Here is a 16,739-nt window from a genome sequence, read left to right as displayed (position 1 = left end):
CCCGCCGGGCCACCAGGGCGCCGGCGGGCGCGGATGTCATGCGCTGGGCCGGGAGCTGCGGAGGACTTCCAGCCGTTCGTCGAGGAGCACCTGCAGCTCCTCCAGGGACCTGCGCTCAAGCAGCATGTCCCAGTGCGTGCGGGCCGGTTTCTCGGGCTCCTCGTCGGGGTTCTTGCTGCCCTTGAGAACGCCGATGCCGTGCTTGCCGGAGTCCCACGTCTGCGGGACATCGGCTTCGACCGAGAACGGCACGGAGAAGGTGTGCCCGTCCTCGCAGACGTACTCCACCACCTGGCGCGGAGCCGGCTCGACGCCGGCATCGGATTCGAGGCTGCGTGAACCCAGCTGGGTTCCCCTCAGGCTGCGTTCGCTCATCTTCGGTCGTGCTCTCCTCGTTCTCGACGTGTCTGGCGTATCTGCGGCGGATGTGCTGCGGCGCGCAGGCCAGTGGTGCCAGCGCGCTTCGTACGTGAAGAACGCGGTCCGTGCCGGCGGCTATTCCCGCCCGGCCAGCTGGTCCACGGCACCAGCCCAACAGCTTACCGCAGCCGCGGCGACGGTTCAGCGGCGGCCGGAGTGAGCGGCCTGCGCGATGACCTTCATCGCGAGATCGGGCCGGCCGGTGACCAGGCCGTCGACGCCGAGGGCGATCAGCCGCCGCATCTGAGGCTCCTCGTCCACGGTCCACACGTGCACCGCGAGGTCCATCCGGTGGAGCTTGCCGATCACGGCGCGGGTGGCGATCGGCACACCATGCCAGTGCAGCGGGATCTGGGCGGCGTCGATGTTCGGGTACCGCATGCTGGCAGGCGCCGCGCCCAGGACCAGCAGCCGGGCCAGCTCGTTCCGGGAGATCGAGGTCCGGGCGCCGGGAAGCGCCTCGCGCACGCGCACCAGGCGGTCCGTGTCGAAGGATGCCAGCCGGATCTGCGCGCCGTGCCCGGCCGAGCGCAGCAGCCGGATGAGCGGCGCCACCGCCTGGTCGGATTTGATGTCGATGTTGAAGTTGACGCCGCTGAACCGCCGTAGCACCTCGCTCAGCCGGGGCATCGGCTCCCGTCCGCCGATGCGCACCCGGTCCAGCACCGAGGAGTCGGTGTCCTCGATGCGGTAGTGCGCCCCGGCGAGCCGGCGCAGGTCTTCATCGTGGATGACGTAGACGACTCCGTCCTTCGAGGCGCGCACATCGGTCTCGATCCAGCTGCAGCCGAGTGCGACGGCGCGCTCGAACGCGGAGATCGTGTTCTCCAGTTTGAGGTTGTACAGCATCTTGGCGCCGCCGCGATGCGCCAGCACGAGAGGTGACATGCATGCTCCTTGCGGCAGGGGCGTTCAGCGGCGGCCAGGGGAGGGCCGAGAACGGGGTACATCCGTATCAAGCCGCCCCGGAGCGGCCTTATTCCCGCGTTCTTCGCGCCCCATGCTTTCTCGCGCCAGGCTGCTTAAGGCTTGCCTTGCCTGCCCGGTAGACTCGTCCCCGTGAACTCCGACGGCCTGGCCGCCTACGGCCTTCAGGACTTTCCCTTCGCCGCCGCGGTGGCGATCCTCTTCGGGATCGTCCTGCTGCGCGCGCAGGGCACGTACTGGCTGGGCCGTGCCATCGCGGCCGGCACCGCCCGGGCCGGAGTCGCCCGCCGGTTCGAGGAAGGCAGGCTGGACCGCGGCATCTCCTTCCTCCGGAGGTGGGGCCCGGCCGCGGTGCCGTTCAGCTTCCTGACCATCGGCTTCCAGACCGTCATCAACCTCTCCGCCGGCGTCATCCGGATGCCCTGGCCGGTGTACACGCTGGTGATGATTCCCGGCTGCGTCGCCTGGGCGTTCATCTATGCCACGATCGGCCTGGCGGCGTTCCTGGCCGTGGTCGGCGCGGCCGCGGGCTCGCCGTGGGGCGTCGCCGTGCTGGTGGTGCTCCTGGCCGCCGTCGCGCTGCTGATCCGTTCGCGGCGCAGGCGCCGCGCCTCCCAGCCGGCCGGGGACTGAACTCAGGACCGCAGTCCGCCGTCGGCATGCGCGCGCACGCATAGGATGCTGCCATGAGCGAGTCTTCCACGCGGTACCCGGCCACACTGCATCCGGCCGACAGTCACGATGCGATCCGCGTGCAGGGCGCGCGGGAGAACAATCTCAAGGACATCAGCATTGAGATCCCCAAGCGCCGGCTGACGGTCTTCACCGGCGTCTCGGGCTCGGGGAAGAGCTCGCTGGTATTCGGCACCATCGCCGCCGAGTCGCAGCGCATGATCAACGAGACCTATCCGGCGTTCCTGCAGGGGTTCATGCCGTCTATGGACCGGCCGGACGTGGACGTGCTGGACGGCCTGACCACCGCGATCATCGTCGACCAGGAGCGGATCGGCGCGAACTCCCGCTCCACCGTGGGCACCGTGACGGATGTGAACGCGATGCTGCGCATCCTGTTCAGCCGCTGCGCCGAGCCCAGCCTCGGTTCTCCCAACGCCTACTCCTTCAACATCGCCACCGCCACGGGCAAGGGCGCCCTGACGGTGGAGAAGGCCTCGGCCGGGTCCCGGCCGGAGCGCAAGGAGTTCACCGTCCTCGGCGGCATGTGCCCACGCTGCGAGGGGATGGGCGTGGTGAACGATCTGGACATCAGCCAGATCGTCGACGAGAGCAAATCGATCAACGAGGGCGCCATCATGGTCCCCGGGTACAAGGCCGGGGGCTGGTCGGTGAAGTTCTTCGCCTCGACCGGGTTCTTCGACCCCGACAAGCCGGTGCAGGACTTCACTGAGACCGAGCGTCACGACTTCCTCTACCGGGAGGCGACGAAGGTGAAGATCGACAACGTGAACATGACCTACCAGGGGCTCGTCCCGCAGATCCAGAAGTCGATGCTCTCTAAAGACAAGGAGTCGATGCAGCCGCACATCCGCGCCTTCGTGGAGCGGGCGGTGACCTTCACCAGCTGCCCCGACTGCGGCGGCACCCGGCTGAACCGGGCCGCGCGTTCGTCCACCATCGACGGCAAGAGCATCGCGGACCTCTGCGCCATGCAGATCAGCGATCTGGCCGGCTGGATCTCCGGGCTGCGTCTGGAAGGCGTCGCGCCGCTGCTGAACGCGCTGGCGGAGACGCTGCGCCATTTCGTGGAGATCGGCCTCGGTTATCTGAGCCTGGACCGGTCTTCCGGCACGCTTTCCGGCGGCGAGGCCCAGCGGGTGAAGATGATCCGGCATCTGGGCTCTTCCCTGACAGATGTGACCTATGTCTTCGACGAGCCGACGATCGGTCTGCACCCGCACGACGTCCAGCGGATGAACGCCCTGCTCCTGCGCCTGCGGGACAAGGGCAACACGGTGCTGGTCGTCGAGCACAAGCCGGAGAGCATCGCCATCGCCGATCATGTCGTGGACATCGGTCCCGGCGCCGGTACCGACGGCGGTGAGATCGTCTACCAGGGCACGGTCGAAGGATTGCGGGGGAGTGGCACCCTCACCGGACGCCATCTGGACGACCGGGCCGCGGTCAAGGACGCGGTCCGGTCGCCGGCGGGGAAAGTGGCGATCCGCGGTGCCGGGGCGCACAATCTGCGCGATGTCGACGTCGATGTCCCGCTCGGGGTCCTGGTCGCGGTGACCGGGGTGGCGGGTTCAGGCAAGAGCTCGCTCATCCAGAGCGCGCTGCCGCAGGCGGCCAGGTCGGCCGGGGTGGAGACGGTGTTCGTCGACCAGGCGCCGATCAAGGGCTCCCGGCGGAGCAACCCCGCGACCTACACCGGTCTGCTCGAGCCGGTCCGCAAGGCGTTCGCCAAGGCGAACGGCGTCAAACCGGCACTGTTCAGCGCCAACTCCGAGGGTGCGTGCCCGGTGTGCAACGGCGCCGGCGTGATCGTGACGGACCTGGGCGTGATGGCCTCGGTCTCGACCACCTGCGAGGAGTGCGAGGGCCGCCGGTTCCAGGCGGAGGTGCTGGAGTACACCCTCGGCGGGAAGAACATCGCCGAGGTGCTGGCCATGTCGGTGGCCGAGGCGGAGGAGTTCTTCAGCGGCAATTCGTCCGGAGGAGAAGGCGTGAAGCTCACCGCCGCGCACGCCATCCTGCGGCGCCTGGCGGACGTGGGCCTGGGCTACCTGCGGCTGGGTCAGGCGCTCAACACGCTGTCCGGCGGTGAGCGGCAGCGCCTGAAGCTGGCCACGCATATGGGCGCCGATGCCGGGATCATCGTGCTGGACGAGCCGACCACCGGATTGCATCTGGCCGATGTCGCACAACTGCTGGCGCTGCTGGACCGGCTCGTCGGCGACGGCACCTCGGTGCTCGTGATCGAGCACCATCAGGCGGTCATGGCGCACGCCGACTGGATCATCGACCTGGGTCCCGGAGCGGGTCACGACGGTGGCCGCATCGTCTTCGAAGGCACGCCCGCCGATCTGATCGCGGCCCGCACCACGCTCACCGGCCAGCACCTGGCCGATTACGTCGGCCGCTGAGCCGGACCCGGCACGCCCGCCGCCACTCGATACCCGCTGAACACTCGAGATCCGCCGATCCGGGCGGGCTAATTCTCTCCGGTCCGCAACCGCCGATAATGTGCATTATGTTAACTAGAACACCGTGACCGATCCCCGCACCCGATTCCCACGCACGAGTACCCCGGTGCCCATTGAACGTCCAGCGCATGCGGCGATAGCGTGAGGAACACGACGGCGCGGGCGCCGCTCGCGCCGGAGTTCCTCGAAGAAGGAGGCGGCCAGTGAGTACGCAGGATCCACGGACCAAGCATCACGACGACGACTTCCCGGCCCAGGTGCAGGACCAGCCTGGGCTGACCACCGAAACCACCCCGGTCCCTGATCACGGTGAGGACAGCTGGACCGGACGGAACCGGCTGAGCGGCAAGAAGGCGTTCATCACCGGCGGTGACTCCGGCATCGGACGCGCGGTGGCGCTGGCCTTCGCACGCGAGGGCGCCGACATCGCGTTCGTCCATCTCCCCGAGGAGGCGCAGGACGCCGAGGCGACCGCGTCACTGGTGCGCGACGCCGGCCGGACGTGCACGCACTACGCCGTGGACATCCGCGACGACGAGACCGCCGCCGAGGTCGTGCGCCAGGCGGTCGAGGACCTCGGCGGACTCGACGTCCTCATCCTCAACGCCGCCTACCAGCGCGCCCGCGAAGGCATCGACACGGTGCCCACCGAGGAGATCCGCCGGGTTTTCGAGACGAACCTCATCGCGCACATCATCATCACGCGCGAGGCCGTCCCGCATATGAAGCCCGGCTCCTCCATCATCACGACCACCTCCATCCAGGCCTCGCAGCCGAGTCCCCCGCTGTTCGACTACGCCATGACGAAGGCGGCGCAGAAGGCGTTCACGGAGGCACTCGCGCAGGAACTCGGGCCGAAGGGCATCCGGGTCAATGCGGTGGCGCCGGGTCCGATCTGGACGCCGCTCATCCCGGCCACCGACTTCCCAGACGAGTTCGTGCAGCAGTTCGGCCAGGACACTCCCCTGGGCCGGCCCGGTCAGCCGGCAGAACTCGCCGGCGCCTATGTCTATCTGGCCAGCGAGGAAGCATCCTATGTGTCCGGTTCCGTGATCCCGGTGACCGGCGGAAAGGGGTTCTGAGAACCATGGCACGCTCAGTCAAGGACGAGGAACTGTACGAGCGGCTGCGCGAGGAGGGCAACTCCAAGGAGAAGGCCGCGCGGATCGCCAACTCCGCGGCGAAGGAAGGCCGCGAGAAACAGGGTGAGAAAGGCGGGCACGCCGAGAACTACGAGGATCGCACGGTGGACGAGCTACGCGACCGCGCCAAGCAGCTCGGCATCGACGGCTACTCCGATATGAAGAAGGACGAGTTGATCGACGCGCTCAGGAATCACTGACCGGGCGGAACGTCTCCCGGTGGCGGCGGAACGCCATCTCGCGAGCGTGTTCGTGCACCGCGCCCAGCTGGGACAGCTGACGCTCGGCGTCCGCGATCAGGCGCTCGAACGCCGCCGCCGGGACTCCCAGCTCGGTCGCGTGCTCGCGCAGCACCAGCCATCCGTGCAGCTTGGCGGTCACCGCCGCCAGCATCAGTTCGGTGTTCAGCACCAGGCCAGAGGGCGAACGCTTCATCGGGCGGCTGTACGGTTTCAGCCGTGCCAGCCGCTCCCCCGCCCAGAACGCCGGCGCCGCCGCCGGCCTGGGGAAGCCCTGCCGCTTCATGAGTTCCTGCAGGAAGGCGTGCTCCTGCCGGACGTCCTCAGCCACGGCCGAGAGCTGCGCAAAGACCGGTGTGTCGACGTAGACGCTCGCCATCATGCTGATACGGCTCAGCCCCGCCGTCGCGCCCGAAAGATGGTCGGCGATGTACTGCCGCAGCAGCACCCCGTCGATCTCGTCCGGGATCCGGTGCCCCTCAGCCGGCAGTAGCGCGGACTCGGCGACGGCCGCGCGGCGGGGACGCATCGGCACCGAGGCGGTCCCCTCCCCCGTGCTCATGCCTTCGATCAGCTCCTCCAGCGCCTGCGCGGCGGTCGTCCTCGGCCGCCAGCCGAGGTCGCGCTTCGCCTTGGAGTTGTCCAGCAGCGGCACCCGCAACGCCATCCTCAGCCAGCCCTCGTCCATCGGGAGGAGATGTGCCCGGTTGGCCGCTTTGATGAGCGGGACCAGCGGACGGGCCGGCAGGGGCAGCAGCCGGCCGCGGCCGACGATGCGGGCGATGGCAGCGGCATCGAGCACATCATCGGCGCAGACGTTGTAGGCCCCGTGGGCTCCGCGCACGATGGCCTCGACGTAGGCGCGGGCGACATCGTCGCTGTGCACGGCCTGGGCCCGGACCCCCTTCGGCAGCGGCAGCACCGGCGGGCGCACGTGCTTCAGCAGCTGCACTGGCGCCAGCACCCCGGCGAAGTAACGCTGGATCTGTGAACCCGCGCTGCCCTGGAACACGAGCCCGGGCCGGATCCGGGCCAGGCAGACGCCGGGATGCTTCGCCTCGAACTCGTCCATCACCCGTTCCTGGGCGGCCTTGTCCTCGCTGTAGTGCGAGCCGGGCACTCCCATGGTCGGCCAGGTCTCGTCCCGCGGCCGGTCATCGTCGACCGGCGAATACGCACCCACCGACGAGGCCACAGCGATGTGCTTCACGCCGGCCCGCGCGGCCGCGGCCAGCACTCTCGCGGTGCCGGTCACGTTCACCTGCCGCAGCAGCTCGCGCTTGCTGCCCGGCTGGATCAGCCAGGCCAGGTGAATGACAGCGTCCGCACCGCGGAAGGCCTCTTCGAGTCCTTCCGCCGCGTCCTCCCCGGCGATGTCCAGCGAGCGCCATTCGCAGCCGGCGAACGGCTCGGCGTCGCCGTCCGGCAACCGCCTGGCGATGCCCACGACGGAATCGATCTCTTCTCTCCGGGCGAGTTCCCTCAGGACCGCGGTGCCCGCGTTCCCGGTGGCGCCCACGACTGCCACGCGCATGACCAGCTCCTCCTCGAGACGACGATCCGTTGTTCAAGTCCATCACACCGGCCGGCCCAGGGCTCTCATCCCGCCTGGCGCTCGTCTCCGGCGCCGCGCTCGAGCAGGCCCCGGTAGATCCGCTCGTGCACGGCGGCGATCTCTCCCCGCTGCCGCGCCCGCCAGGCGATGTGGCCCGCCGCGCGGGCCGGCCACGCCGAGGGCGCCGCCGCCAGAGCCCGGAGCGCTTCCCGTACGGATCCCGCGTCCAGGCGGCCGGTCGCATCGCGGTGGTAGAGCGCATCGGCGCCCTGGTCCGCATACCCGCCCAGAGCCGGGGCCAGGACGCGGGTCCCGACGTCCCGGCACGCTTCCAGCCACCCCGAGTGCGTGCCGAAGCGGTACGGCAGCACGGACACGTGCAGGCCGGCCAGATACGCGAAGAACTCCTCATCGCGAAAGAAATCGTGCACCCGCACATCGAGGCCCTCGTCCCGCAGGCGGGACGCGACCTCCGGATCGTAGCGGGCGCCGTCCTCCTCGACGATGTCGCGGTGCGCATTGACCTGCAGCACGCCACCGGGAATCGTGCCGACGGCTTCGCTGAGCGCGTCGATCATCGGGATGCCGTCCATATTGGCGCGCAGGCTCTTCAGGTGGAGCCCGACCCGGAACTCCCCCGGATCGCGGAGTTCGTCCTCCGCCAGCCGCCGCATCGTGAGGATGTCCACCACGTGAGGATGGGAGACCACATCGGCGCGCCGGCCCCAGCGGCGTTCGATCTCACCGGCCGCCCACGGGGTCAGGGTCAGCAGCCGGTCCGCCGCCGGGATCAGCACGTCCAGCTGGGCCGCGTGCAGCGCCGGATCCTCATGGTGCGGGTTGCGCAGGTCGTGCACGGTGTAGACGAAGGGCTTCCCCTCCTCCCGCAAGGCCTGCGTCAGCGCGCGGAGCTGATCCGGGGTCCTGGCATCGAAGCCGAAGTGCAGGTGGAACAGATCGAACTCGTGCCGGTGCTCGCGCACCCAGTGCGGCTCCAGCATCGCCGGCGGCCACCACCTCGCACCGGCCGGCCGGATCGATCCCGGATGCCCGCCGTCCGGATCCGGGTCCGGTAACCGCACCACCTCGGTGGCGGCGGGATCGATGGCGCGCTGCACCGACAGGTGCCTCACGTAGACGTGTGAACTCGGAACCGAGGCCACCGTGATGGTGCCAGGCGTCGTCATTGCCGTACTCTCCTCTCGGCCGCCCCGGGACCGTTCCCGGTGGTCGTGCCGTTCTTGGTGCGCTGGTAGCCCGTCGCGGTGCGCTCGATGAGACCGTGCTGGCAGAACGCCTCCAGCCAGCCGCGCATGGGCCATTCGCCCCAGCGCAGGGCGAACCGTGCGCCGTTGGCCAGGATGTCGTCCACGTGCTCCACGGGCGGATCCGAGACAGGATGGTGCTGGTGGTAGGCGGGTGCCGAGCCGATCCAGCTCAGGCCGATCCCGGCGGCCCGGGCGCGCCAGCCGAAGTCGGTGTCCTCCGCGCCGTAGCCGACGAACTGCTCGTCGAAACCTCCCAGCCGCTCCCAGACCTCGCGGCGCACCGCGAAGGACAGGGACCAGAAAAGGGAGTGGTCCCCGCCCCGTTCGAGCGTCCCCGGCGGCGGCGCCGGACGTGCCGGATGCGGCGCGGCGAGCGTGTGCAGCCGCTCGGGGCCCGGGTACCCTTCCGGGCCGGGCGGCGGAAGATAGGCCACCGGCCCGCAGAGCAGATCGCCCGGCGCCTGGCGGGAGGCCTCCGCATAGGCCTGAACCAGGCCGGGGGCCGGAATGCAGTCGACGTCCAGGAAGATCAGCAGATCGCCGGGACCGCCCGGCCGCGCTGCCGCCCCGGCGTTACGGGCCCGGGCCAGCGGCAGGCGCCCGTCCTGCAGGGGGACGTCCACGACCTGCACCGGCGGTCCCGGTGCCATCGTCGCCGGCATGGCCGCCAGTGCCGGGTCGCCCATGGCCACGATGATGTGCGCCTCGGGAAGCACGGTGCCGCCGCCGAGTCCCGCCCGCAGGCGCCGGAGATGGTCGTGCCGGCCGTGCACCGGGGTGATGACGATCAGCCGGGAGGGCTCACGCTCGGCGGACATGGGCGATCACCTCCGCGAAGCGGGCCCCGGCACGGCCGTCGTTCCACGTCTGCCAGGCACGGCCGTCGAGGGAGGCGGCCCGGCGGAGCGCCCCGGCCCAGGCTCTGGCGTCCCCGCCCTCCGGCGCCGCCACCACCGGCCACGGCCCGCGGCACAGCGCACCGAGCAGGTACCGCTGCTCGTCGAAAGGCCGCGGCAGCGCCACGGCCACCGCGGGCGTGCGGCTGGCGGCGACCTCGGCGATCGCGTTCTGGCCGGCGTGCGTGACCACCACATCGGCGCGCTGCAGGAACGGCCACGGATCGTCCACCCAGACTCCCTCCGGCCCGCCCAGCACGGTCACCTCCGCGTCCGGGACCGCCTGGCGCAGGGAGCTGAGCGTGCTGCGGCTCAGTCCCCCTCCCCCGCTGCCGTGCAGCACGGTGATCCGCCGGATCTCCCCCGGTCCGCAGCGGGTGGTGGGCTCCGCGGGCCGGAACCGGGACAGCGCGCCCACGGCGTGGAACTTGCGGGCGTGGGCCTCGTCCAGGCCGCTGAGGATGCCGCGGGCCGATGCCGGCCACATCCCGATGACCGCCTCGGCGACATCGAAGCCGAGCTGATGCGCAGCATCGGCACGGCAGCCGGGCAGCACGACCGTCGCCACCGGCGTACCGTGCAGCCGCGCCAGCAGCAGGATCTCCACCGAGACATCGGCGATCACCAGATCCGGCTCCGCCGCCTGGATCCAGGCCGAGACCGCGGCCATGCGCGAGGCCAGCCCCGGATGATGCCTCGGCACCCAGTGCAGACGCCGGTGAGCGCTCACATCCCGGCCGGTGTCGGCGGGGGTGTCGTCGCGGGCGAGAACCACCCACTCCCCCGCCCAGCCCTGCGGACGCGGCAGCGAGGACAGTCCCGTGACGGGAACGCCCAGGGCGCCGGCGAGCACCTGCGCCCGGTGCAGATGCCCGGACCCCTGATGGTGCACGTAGTACCCGATCATGTCTCCCCTCTCGCCTCGGCGACGGGGAAAGCCGGGGAGGGAGCGCGGCCGCCGGCGTCGATGGTGGCCTCATAGGCCTGCTCGTACTCCTCCACCATGCGCTGGGACGAGCAGTGCCGCTCCGCATAGCGGCGGACGCCGGCCCGGTCGAGCTGCGAGGCGGCCACGATGGCCTCGGCGAGCGCCGCGGTGTCCTCCGCCGGGGCGAGGCGGCCGGATTCGGCGGCGACGACCTCGGGGAGCCCGCCGCGGCGGAACGCGGCCACCGGCGTGCCGCAGGCCATTGCCTCGGCGGCGACCAGGCCGTAGGGCTCGTCCCAGACCGGGCTGACCACCGCCACCCTGGCGCGTGAGACCAGGGCATGCATTCCCTCGCGGGACAGATGCCCGTGGTAGCGGACCGTGGAGGACAGCAGCGGCTTGAGCTCCCGCCGGAAGTAGGCTTCGTCCATGACGGGACCGGCCAGATCGATGGCCATCCCGGCCATGAGGGCGGCCTGCACGGCCAGATGCGGGGCTTTCTCCGGCGCGATCCGCCCGGTCCATACGGCGTCGGGCCCGCCCGGGCCCGGGCGCCAGGCCGCCAGATCGACGCCGTTGCGCACCACCGTGGCCGGTACATATGGCTGCCAGGCCACGGCCGTGGCCGCACTGACCGCGACGAAGCGGGCTGCGGCACCGGCGAACGCCACCGCCGACTCCAGCCACGGGGTCGGCGGGGTGTGCAGCGTGGTCAGCAGCGGCACCGGGAGCATCGGCGACATCGCCACCGGAAGATGGTGGAGGCTGTTGTTGTGGATGACGTCGAAGTCGCGGGCACGCGCTCCGAGCAGGGCAAGCATGACACCGAGGTAGGCATGGTGCTCTTGCATCCACTCCGCCGGCAGGGCACCCACATCCGGCCGTCCGGAGGAACGTCCGCTGAAACGCGGCACCGGGATTTCCTCGGCCTGCAGGCACGGGTCCGAGCCGGGCGCGGCGAACAGCGCGACCTGATGCCCGCGCTGCTGGAGGCTCCGCGCGAGGAGATGCGTGTGGGACTCCATCCCGCCGGCGAAGGGCTCGCGGATGGGAAACCGGCTGGACGCGATGAGGCAGATCCTCAGCCGTCGCCCCGCGACACGCTCCATATGTACTCCTCCCCGAAAAGGGTGCTCGGCCCCCGGTAGATGCGACCACGCCTCAAGCAGGCCGCCGCCGGTGAGGGCATGCGACCTGTACGGTCCTGACGTCGTCCTCTGCCCGGAGGCCGCCGGTGCCCGTCGAAGGGGTACCGGCAGAGTGCAGATGGGACTTCGATCACAGTAACAAGGTGCCTCGTCAGCGCGGCAGGCGGGGTCCGGCCCAGGTGTCCGGGGCCGGCTGCTCCGGGGCGGAGGGCACGGTCTCCAGCGGCGCCACGGGCACGGTCTCGTAGGATCGGGGGCATGCAGAACCTCTCCTCCGCCGAGCCGCCAGAGGCGGCAGCACAGACCATGCAGCAGACCGTGGAGCGGATGGCCGGCTGGCCGGTCGACCACGCCGCCGGCGCCGTGCTGGCCGCCGACGGCCGTGTGCTGGGACGTCATGGCGAGCAGGACAGGGTCTTCCCGCTGGCCTCCGTGACCAAGATCCTGGCTGCCTACGCGGTGCTGATCGCTGTCGAGGAGGGTGCTTTCGAGCTGGATTCCCCGGTCTCCGTGCCGGAGGGCGCCACCGTGCGGCACCTGCTCGCCCACGCCTCGGGCCTGGACTTCTCCGAGCGACGGGTGCGCGCTCGTCCCGGCGAGCGGCGGATCTACTCGAACGCCGGCTTCGAGGTGCTCGGCGAAGAGCTCGAGCGTGCCACCGGGATGGCCTTCGCGGAGTATCTGCGCGAGGCGGTGCTGGATCCGCTGGGCATGACCGCCACGGAGCTCGGCGGCTCACCGGCTCATGCGGCAGCTTCCAGCGTGAACGATCTGCTCCGCTTTGCCGCTGAGCTGCAGCGCCCGCAGTTGCTGCACGCCAGTACTCTCACCGAAGCCGTCTCGGTGCAGTTCCCGGGGCTCGACGGCGTGCTGCCGGGATTCGGCCGGCAGCGACCCTGCGACTGGGGTCTGGGGTTCTCACTGCGGGGATCCAAGGATCCGCACTGGACCGCTCCGGGGAACTCCCCGCGGACCTACGGGCACTTCGGCCAGTCCGGGACCTTCCTCTGGGTCGACCCGGACGCCGGGCTGGCGGCCATCGCGCTGACCGACCGCGCCTTCGGCGACTGGGCCGCGCAGGCCTGGCCCGAGTTCTCCCAGGCCATCCTCGACGCGGCCTGAGGCCTCCCGGCGCGTACCGCTCGTGCGCGCCGGCGTGCGGGATGCGCCCTAGACGCCCGGCGCGCGCCAGGCGGGGAACCCGGTGGCCGTCTCGATCTGCGCTGCCAGGGAGAACAGCGCATGATCCTCGCCGGGCCGCCCGGCGAGCATGGTCCCGATCGGAAGTCCCGAGCCGGACACGGCGGTGGGGATCGACACCGCCGGCATGCCGGTGACGTTCCAGGCGGAGGTGAAGGGGCTGAAGCGCTTCTGCGCTTCGAAATCGGCGTGCGGGTCCTCGTCGTCCCGGATCGCCCCCACTTCGAGCGGCGGCTGCGCGAGCGTCGGGGTGAGCACGGCATCGTACGGCGCCAGGGCCTCCAGTGCGCGGGCCGCGATCTGCCGCAGTTCCACCAGGGCCCGGCCGAACTCGACGGCGCCCGTCGACCGGCCGCGGTCCATCAGCCACCGGGTGATGGGCATCAGATCGTCCTCCTGGTCCGCCGGGAGCGGCGCCAGGGCGGTCAGCACGGACCAGCACACCTCAAAAGCGGGAGCCGCATCGGGCCCGATGGGCGCCTCGATCTCGACCACCTCGTGGCCGAGGGACTCCAGCAGTGCTCTCATCGACTCGTAGGCGGCCAGGCAATCGGGATGCACCTGCGCCTCGGTGATGATGGGGCGGGAGAACCGGGCGATGCGCAGCCGCCCGGGTGCCTCCTGGCACGCCGAGAGGAAGCTGCCGGTCGCCTCTGGCGCCCAGTACGGGTCGCCGGGCTCGCGGCCGGCGAGGACATCGATGAGGGCGGCCGCGTCGCGGACGTCGCGGCTGAGCGCGCCGGCGGTCGCCAAGCCCATCGGGTCGCCGTAGGCCGGTGCCGGGGAGATGCGCCCACGGCTCGGTTTGAAGCCGAACAGCCCGCAGCACGACGCCGGGATCCGGATGGAGCCGCCGCCGTCGCTGCCGTGCGCAAGCGGCACCAGGCCGGCGGCCACCGCCGTGGCGGCGCCGCCGGAAGAGCCGCCGGCCATATGCCCGGCGCGCCACGGGGTCTCCGCGGCCGGGCCGAGGGCGTTCTCCGTGTAACAGCTGGTCCCGAACTCCGGTGTGTTGGTCTTGCCGAGGGAGATCAGGCCCGCCGCCTGCATCCGGACCACGATGTTGTCACCCGCCTCCGGGACGAGGTCCCGGCAGGCGTAGGAGCCGAAGGTCGTGCGGATGCCCGGGGTGGGGTTGAGGTCCTTGATGGCGGTGGGCACGCCCGCCAGCGGCGAGGCAGGGACCTCGCCCGCCCGGCGGGCGCGCGCTGCGTCCTCGTCGAAAGCCCGGCTCCGGGCCAGCGCATCGTCCAGATTCAGGGTCAGGAACGCCCCGGGCGCGTGCGAGCTGGCCTCGATTCGGCCGGCGAAGTGCCGGACGGCCTCCTCGCTGCTGATCTCGCCGGTCGCGATCCGCTTCCCCAGCTCAAGGGCGCTCAGTTCGTGGAGTTCGGCCATGCGACGATCCTAGCCGGGCCAGCAGGAGCCAGCCGAGCCCGGCCGCGCCGAAGACGATCCATCCAGCGATCCCGAGCGGGTTCGCGATGACCAGGTCCGGCGGGACCTCGGCGGACTGAACGGCCAGCCCGATCCCGGCGGCGGCGTTGAACGCGCCGTGACCCACCACGGCCGGCCAGACCGAGGACGTCCGCTCCGTCACCTCGATGAACAGCGCACCCAGGACGATGCAGCCGACGATCATCAGGCCCACGCCCGGCAAGCCGTACAGCCCGAAGTTGTGGCCGAGCATCACCACCGGCGCATGCCAGAGCCCCCAGATGACGCCGCCCAGGACGATCGTCGCGGGCCGGCCCAGCGGCGCCAGCACCGGGGTGAGGTATCCGCGCCAGCCGATCTCCTCGCCGGCGGCCAGCAGCGCGTTGGGTACGAGCGCGGCGATCGGGATGGACGCGGCGGTGAGCGCGAACAGCACCCAGCCGGGCATCGCGCCCTCGGCCTGCGCTTCCAGCGCGGAGAACGTCCAGTCCGGGGTGATCGCACCGAACCCGATGGCCACCACGGCCGTGACGAGGCACAGCGCGATGATCACCGCGGCGAAGCCGAGGGTCCACACGGCGATCTGGCGGAAACCGCCGCGGCCGCCGAGTCTCAAACGCGCGACGAGGGCACGGCCCCGGTGCCGTTCCACCCATCGGGCCGCGACGAAGGCGGCCAGGCCCGGGGTGAGCATCATCGCCGCGCTCACGCCGGTGGCCAGCAGGGCCGTGGCCTCGGCGGGCAGCCCGGCCGTGTCGAGCAGCCACAGCGGCGAGGCGGTGAGCCAGGCCAGGCCGAACGCCAGGACGAGGAAGACCGCCAGGCTCAGGCCGCGCCGGTTGACCGCGGTCCCGCGCAGGTCCGGCTGCCGCGATCCGGGTGGCTCGGGCTGCTCCGGGACGTCCTGGCGCTCAGCCGGCATCGTCGCATCACTCCTCGTGTCAGGCGGAACAGCCGCCGCGTACGCGCCCCATCAGCCTAAACGACCAGCCTGGAACCCACTGACAGGCGCGCTAAGGTGAGACGCACCTCGCTTACAATCTGGAATCGTTCCGGATAAGCTGGCGATGCGAGCGCGCCGGTGCAGGTCCGGCGCAGCAGTTCGCCTAAGACGAGGAGCACATCATGGCAGAACTCACCCCCGCCCTGGCCAAGGCCGTCACCGATCAGGTCACCCTGGAGCTCAAAGCCTCCCTCGTGTACCTCCAGCTCGCCATCGAGCTCGACCACCTCGATCTTCCCGGCATGGCCGGCTGGATGCGCGCGCAGTCCGAGGAAGAGCAGGTGCACGCGGCCAAGTTCATCCAGCACGCGCTCGACCGCGGGCATGCCCCGGCCATCGGCGCCATCGAACCGGAAGAGCTCAAGGCCGACAGCCCGGCCGAGCTGTTCGAGGCCGCGCTCGCGCATGAGGAGAAGGTCTCAGCAGCCATCCGGGAGCTGTACCGCACCGCGCAGTCCGAGGGCGATCTGGACATCCTCCCGCTGCTGCACTGGTTCATCGACGAGCAGGTCGAGGAGGAGGCCTCCGTCGGCCAGGTGGTCGCGCAGCTGCGCCTCATCGGCGACGACGGCGCCGGCCTGCTGCGGATGGACGCCAAGCTGGGCGAACGCAGCCCCGAGATCACCCCGGATCACGAGGACTGACGGACCGCGCGCAGCGCGAAGCAGCGATACGGCAGCCGGAGGGAACCTGCGGGGTCCAGACGCAGGTGCTCGTCCAGGAACCACCGCAGGTTCTCCTCCAGCCGGGCCCGGCCGCGCGGACCGGCCCGGCGCCAGTAACTGCGGCTTCGCGCCAGCGCGAACACCCCGTCGCGGTCGAGTTCCTGGGTGAACCCGAACTCGGCGAACGCCACCGGCCCGAATCCGTCCGGCAGTGCCGGGCGGAAGGTCTCGTCGTAGACGTCGCCGGCGTGGATGATGCGGCTGAGCCGGAGCACGGATCCGAGCCGCACGTCCAGCTGGTTGATCAGGATCGCCGCCACTCCCCCGGGCCGCAGCACGCGCAGCAGCTCACGCCCGCAGTCCCGCGGTTCCACCCAGTGCCAGGCCTGCGCCAGCAGCGCCACATCGACGGAACCGCCCGGGATCGGCAGCGCCTCCGCCCGGCCGGGCGCCACGCGCACCCCGGGAAGCTCGTCCCGCAGCACGGCCAGCATCTCCGCGCTCGGGTCCACCGCGGTGACGCTCTCAGCCGGGAAGCGGGCCAGCAGCCCCGCCGTGGACTTGCCCGTCCCGGCGCCGATGTCGACCGCCGCCCGCAGCCGGGTCCCGTCCAGCGGGGCCAGCAGCCAGTCGAAGGCCTCAGCCGGGTACCCGGGACGGACCGCGTGATAGGCGCGTCCCTCATCGGCGTACGCCGCGCCCAGCTCCTGCCGCCGGACGGCGGGGATGCGAGGTGCCGACATCGAA

The 16,739-nt window shown here is 71.1% G+C and carries 16 protein-coding genes; 6 read left to right on the top strand and 10 right to left on the bottom strand.

Annotated features, from left to right (window positions below; translation table 11 throughout):
- Positions 1 to 36: 36 nt before the first annotated feature.
- Positions 37 to 375: an RNA polymerase-binding protein RbpA gene (locus IEW13_RS13665; protein WP_188551483.1), complete on the bottom strand. Its 339-nt coding sequence runs from the start codon at positions 373 to 375 to the stop codon at positions 37 to 39.
- A 186-nt stretch (positions 376 to 561) separates the two neighbouring features.
- Positions 562 to 1,308 carry a glycerophosphodiester phosphodiesterase family protein gene (locus tag IEW13_RS13660; protein WP_188551482.1) on the bottom strand — a complete coding sequence of 249 codons (747 nt, stop codon included), beginning with the start codon at positions 1,306 to 1,308 and terminating at the stop codon, positions 562 to 564.
- A 171-nt stretch (positions 1,309 to 1,479) separates the two neighbouring features.
- Between IEW13_RS13660 and IEW13_RS13655 the strand changes: the two genes are divergently transcribed.
- The 4 genes from IEW13_RS13655 (at position 1,480) to IEW13_RS13640 (ending at position 5,853) form a co-directional block, all read left to right on the top strand.
- Entirely contained in the window at positions 1,480 to 1,980 is a 501-nt protein-coding gene (locus tag IEW13_RS13655; protein ID WP_229745171.1) for a DedA family protein, read from the top strand.
- A 53-nt stretch (positions 1,981 to 2,033) separates the two neighbouring features.
- Positions 2,034 to 4,451 (top strand): ATP-binding cassette domain-containing protein, encoded by a 2,418-nt coding sequence (locus IEW13_RS13650; RefSeq protein WP_188551481.1) that lies wholly within the window; start codon positions 2,034 to 2,036, stop codon positions 4,449 to 4,451.
- Positions 4,452 to 4,714: 263 nt separating this feature from the next.
- On the top strand, positions 4,715 to 5,593 hold the full coding sequence (locus IEW13_RS13645; RefSeq protein WP_188551480.1) for an SDR family oxidoreductase: 879 nt from the start codon (positions 4,715 to 4,717) through the stop codon (positions 5,591 to 5,593).
- Between the two features lie 5 nt (positions 5,594 to 5,598).
- Positions 5,599 to 5,853 carry a DUF7218 family protein gene (locus tag IEW13_RS13640; protein ID WP_188551479.1) on the top strand — a complete coding sequence of 85 codons (255 nt, stop codon included), beginning with the start codon at positions 5,599 to 5,601 and terminating at the stop codon, positions 5,851 to 5,853.
- Here the strand turns inward: IEW13_RS13640 and IEW13_RS13635 are convergent.
- The 5 genes from IEW13_RS13635 to IEW13_RS13615 form a co-directional block, all read right to left on the bottom strand.
- Positions 5,840 to 7,426, bottom strand: a complete 1,587-nt coding sequence (locus IEW13_RS13635; RefSeq protein WP_188551478.1) for an NAD-dependent epimerase/dehydratase family protein — start codon at positions 7,424 to 7,426, stop codon at positions 5,840 to 5,842. The two genes, IEW13_RS13640 and IEW13_RS13635, sit on opposite strands and share 14 nt — an antisense overlap.
- 65 nt (positions 7,427 to 7,491) lie before the next feature.
- Positions 7,492 to 8,634, bottom strand: coding sequence for a glycosyltransferase family protein (locus tag IEW13_RS13630; protein WP_188551477.1), 1,143 nt, complete (start codon positions 8,632 to 8,634; stop codon positions 7,492 to 7,494).
- Entirely contained in the window at positions 8,631 to 9,533 is a 903-nt protein-coding gene (locus IEW13_RS13625; protein ID WP_188551476.1) for a galactosyltransferase-related protein, read from the bottom strand. The genes IEW13_RS13630 and IEW13_RS13625 overlap by 4 nt, the downstream gene beginning before the upstream one ends.
- Positions 9,517 to 10,518 carry a glycosyltransferase gene (locus tag IEW13_RS13620; RefSeq protein ID WP_188551475.1) on the bottom strand — a complete coding sequence of 334 codons (1,002 nt, stop codon included), beginning with the start codon at positions 10,516 to 10,518 and terminating at the stop codon, positions 9,517 to 9,519. Before IEW13_RS13620 ends, IEW13_RS13625 begins: the two co-directional genes overlap by 17 nt.
- Positions 10,515 to 11,648: a glycosyltransferase gene (locus IEW13_RS13615; protein ID WP_188551474.1), complete on the bottom strand. Its 1,134-nt coding sequence runs from the start codon at positions 11,646 to 11,648 to the stop codon at positions 10,515 to 10,517. Before IEW13_RS13615 ends, IEW13_RS13620 begins: the two co-directional genes overlap by 4 nt.
- Positions 11,649 to 11,945: 297 nt before the next feature.
- On the opposite strand from IEW13_RS13615, the gene IEW13_RS13610 reads away from it, so the two are divergent.
- Positions 11,946 to 12,809, top strand: coding sequence for a serine hydrolase domain-containing protein (locus tag IEW13_RS13610; protein ID WP_229745170.1), 864 nt, complete (start codon positions 11,946 to 11,948; stop codon positions 12,807 to 12,809).
- A gap of 48 nt (positions 12,810 to 12,857) precedes the next feature.
- On the opposite strand, the gene IEW13_RS13605 is transcribed toward IEW13_RS13610, so the two are convergent.
- Positions 12,858 to 14,285, bottom strand: coding sequence for an amidase (locus IEW13_RS13605; protein ID WP_188551473.1), 1,428 nt, complete (start codon positions 14,283 to 14,285; stop codon positions 12,858 to 12,860).
- Positions 14,254 to 15,246 (bottom strand): CPBP family glutamic-type intramembrane protease, encoded by a 993-nt coding sequence (locus tag IEW13_RS13600; RefSeq protein WP_188551472.1) that lies wholly within the window; start codon positions 15,244 to 15,246, stop codon positions 14,254 to 14,256. Before IEW13_RS13600 ends, IEW13_RS13605 begins: the two co-directional genes overlap by 32 nt.
- 203 nt (positions 15,247 to 15,449) lie before the next feature.
- Between IEW13_RS13600 and IEW13_RS13595 the strand changes: the two genes are divergently transcribed.
- Complete coding sequence (locus IEW13_RS13595) at positions 15,450 to 15,971, top strand: ferritin (protein WP_188551471.1); 522 nt, start codon at positions 15,450 to 15,452, stop codon at positions 15,969 to 15,971.
- Here IEW13_RS13595 and IEW13_RS13590 read toward each other — a convergent pair.
- Positions 15,959 to 16,735 carry a class I SAM-dependent methyltransferase gene (locus tag IEW13_RS13590; RefSeq protein WP_188551470.1) on the bottom strand — a complete coding sequence of 259 codons (777 nt, stop codon included), beginning with the start codon at positions 16,733 to 16,735 and terminating at the stop codon, positions 15,959 to 15,961. The two genes, IEW13_RS13595 and IEW13_RS13590, sit on opposite strands and share 13 nt — an antisense overlap.
- Between the last annotated feature and the right edge of the window lie 4 nt (positions 16,736 to 16,739).

Origin of the sequence: Sediminivirga luteola, from assembly GCF_014639315.1 — a bacterium.
Taxonomy (GTDB): domain Bacteria; phylum Actinomycetota; class Actinomycetes; order Actinomycetales; family Brevibacteriaceae; genus Sediminivirga; species Sediminivirga luteola.
Note: the sequence above shows the minus strand (reverse complement) of the source record. Positions and strands in the feature narration are given on the sequence as shown.

Excerpts from the sequence above, each read along its gene's own strand:
- IEW13_RS13635 (WP_188551478.1), bottom strand. The coding sequence starts at position 7,426 with ATGCGCGTGGCAGTCGTGGGCGCCACCGGGAACGCGGGCACCGCGGTC.
- IEW13_RS13625 (WP_188551476.1), bottom strand. The coding sequence starts at position 9,533 with ATGTCCGCCGAGCGTGAGCCCTCCCGGCTGATCGTCATCACCCCGGTG.
- IEW13_RS13640 (WP_188551479.1), top strand. The coding sequence starts at position 5,599 with ATGGCACGCTCAGTCAAGGACGAGGAACTGTACGAGCGGCTGCGCGAG.
- IEW13_RS13610 (WP_229745170.1), top strand. The coding sequence starts at position 11,946 with ATGCAGAACCTCTCCTCCGCCGAGCCGCCAGAGGCGGCAGCACAGACC.
- IEW13_RS13595 (WP_188551471.1), top strand. The coding sequence starts at position 15,450 with ATGGCAGAACTCACCCCCGCCCTGGCCAAGGCCGTCACCGATCAGGTC.
- IEW13_RS13615 (WP_188551474.1), bottom strand. The coding sequence starts at position 11,648 with ATGGAGCGTGTCGCGGGGCGACGGCTGAGGATCTGCCTCATCGCGTCC.
- IEW13_RS13660 (WP_188551482.1), bottom strand. The coding sequence starts at position 1,308 with ATGTCACCTCTCGTGCTGGCGCATCGCGGCGGCGCCAAGATGCTGTAC.
- IEW13_RS13620 (WP_188551475.1), bottom strand. The coding sequence starts at position 10,518 with ATGATCGGGTACTACGTGCACCATCAGGGGTCCGGGCATCTGCACCGG.
- IEW13_RS13605 (WP_188551473.1), bottom strand. The coding sequence starts at position 14,285 with ATGGCCGAACTCCACGAACTGAGCGCCCTTGAGCTGGGGAAGCGGATC.
- IEW13_RS13650 (WP_188551481.1), top strand. The coding sequence starts at position 2,034 with ATGAGCGAGTCTTCCACGCGGTACCCGGCCACACTGCATCCGGCCGAC.
- IEW13_RS13630 (WP_188551477.1), bottom strand. The coding sequence starts at position 8,634 with ATGACGACGCCTGGCACCATCACGGTGGCCTCGGTTCCGAGTTCACAC.
- IEW13_RS13665 (WP_188551483.1), bottom strand. The coding sequence starts at position 375 with ATGAGCGAACGCAGCCTGAGGGGAACCCAGCTGGGTTCACGCAGCCTC.
- IEW13_RS13590 (WP_188551470.1), bottom strand. The coding sequence starts at position 16,735 with ATGTCGGCACCTCGCATCCCCGCCGTCCGGCGGCAGGAGCTGGGCGCG.
- IEW13_RS13600 (WP_188551472.1), bottom strand. The coding sequence starts at position 15,246 with ATGCCGGCTGAGCGCCAGGACGTCCCGGAGCAGCCCGAGCCACCCGGA.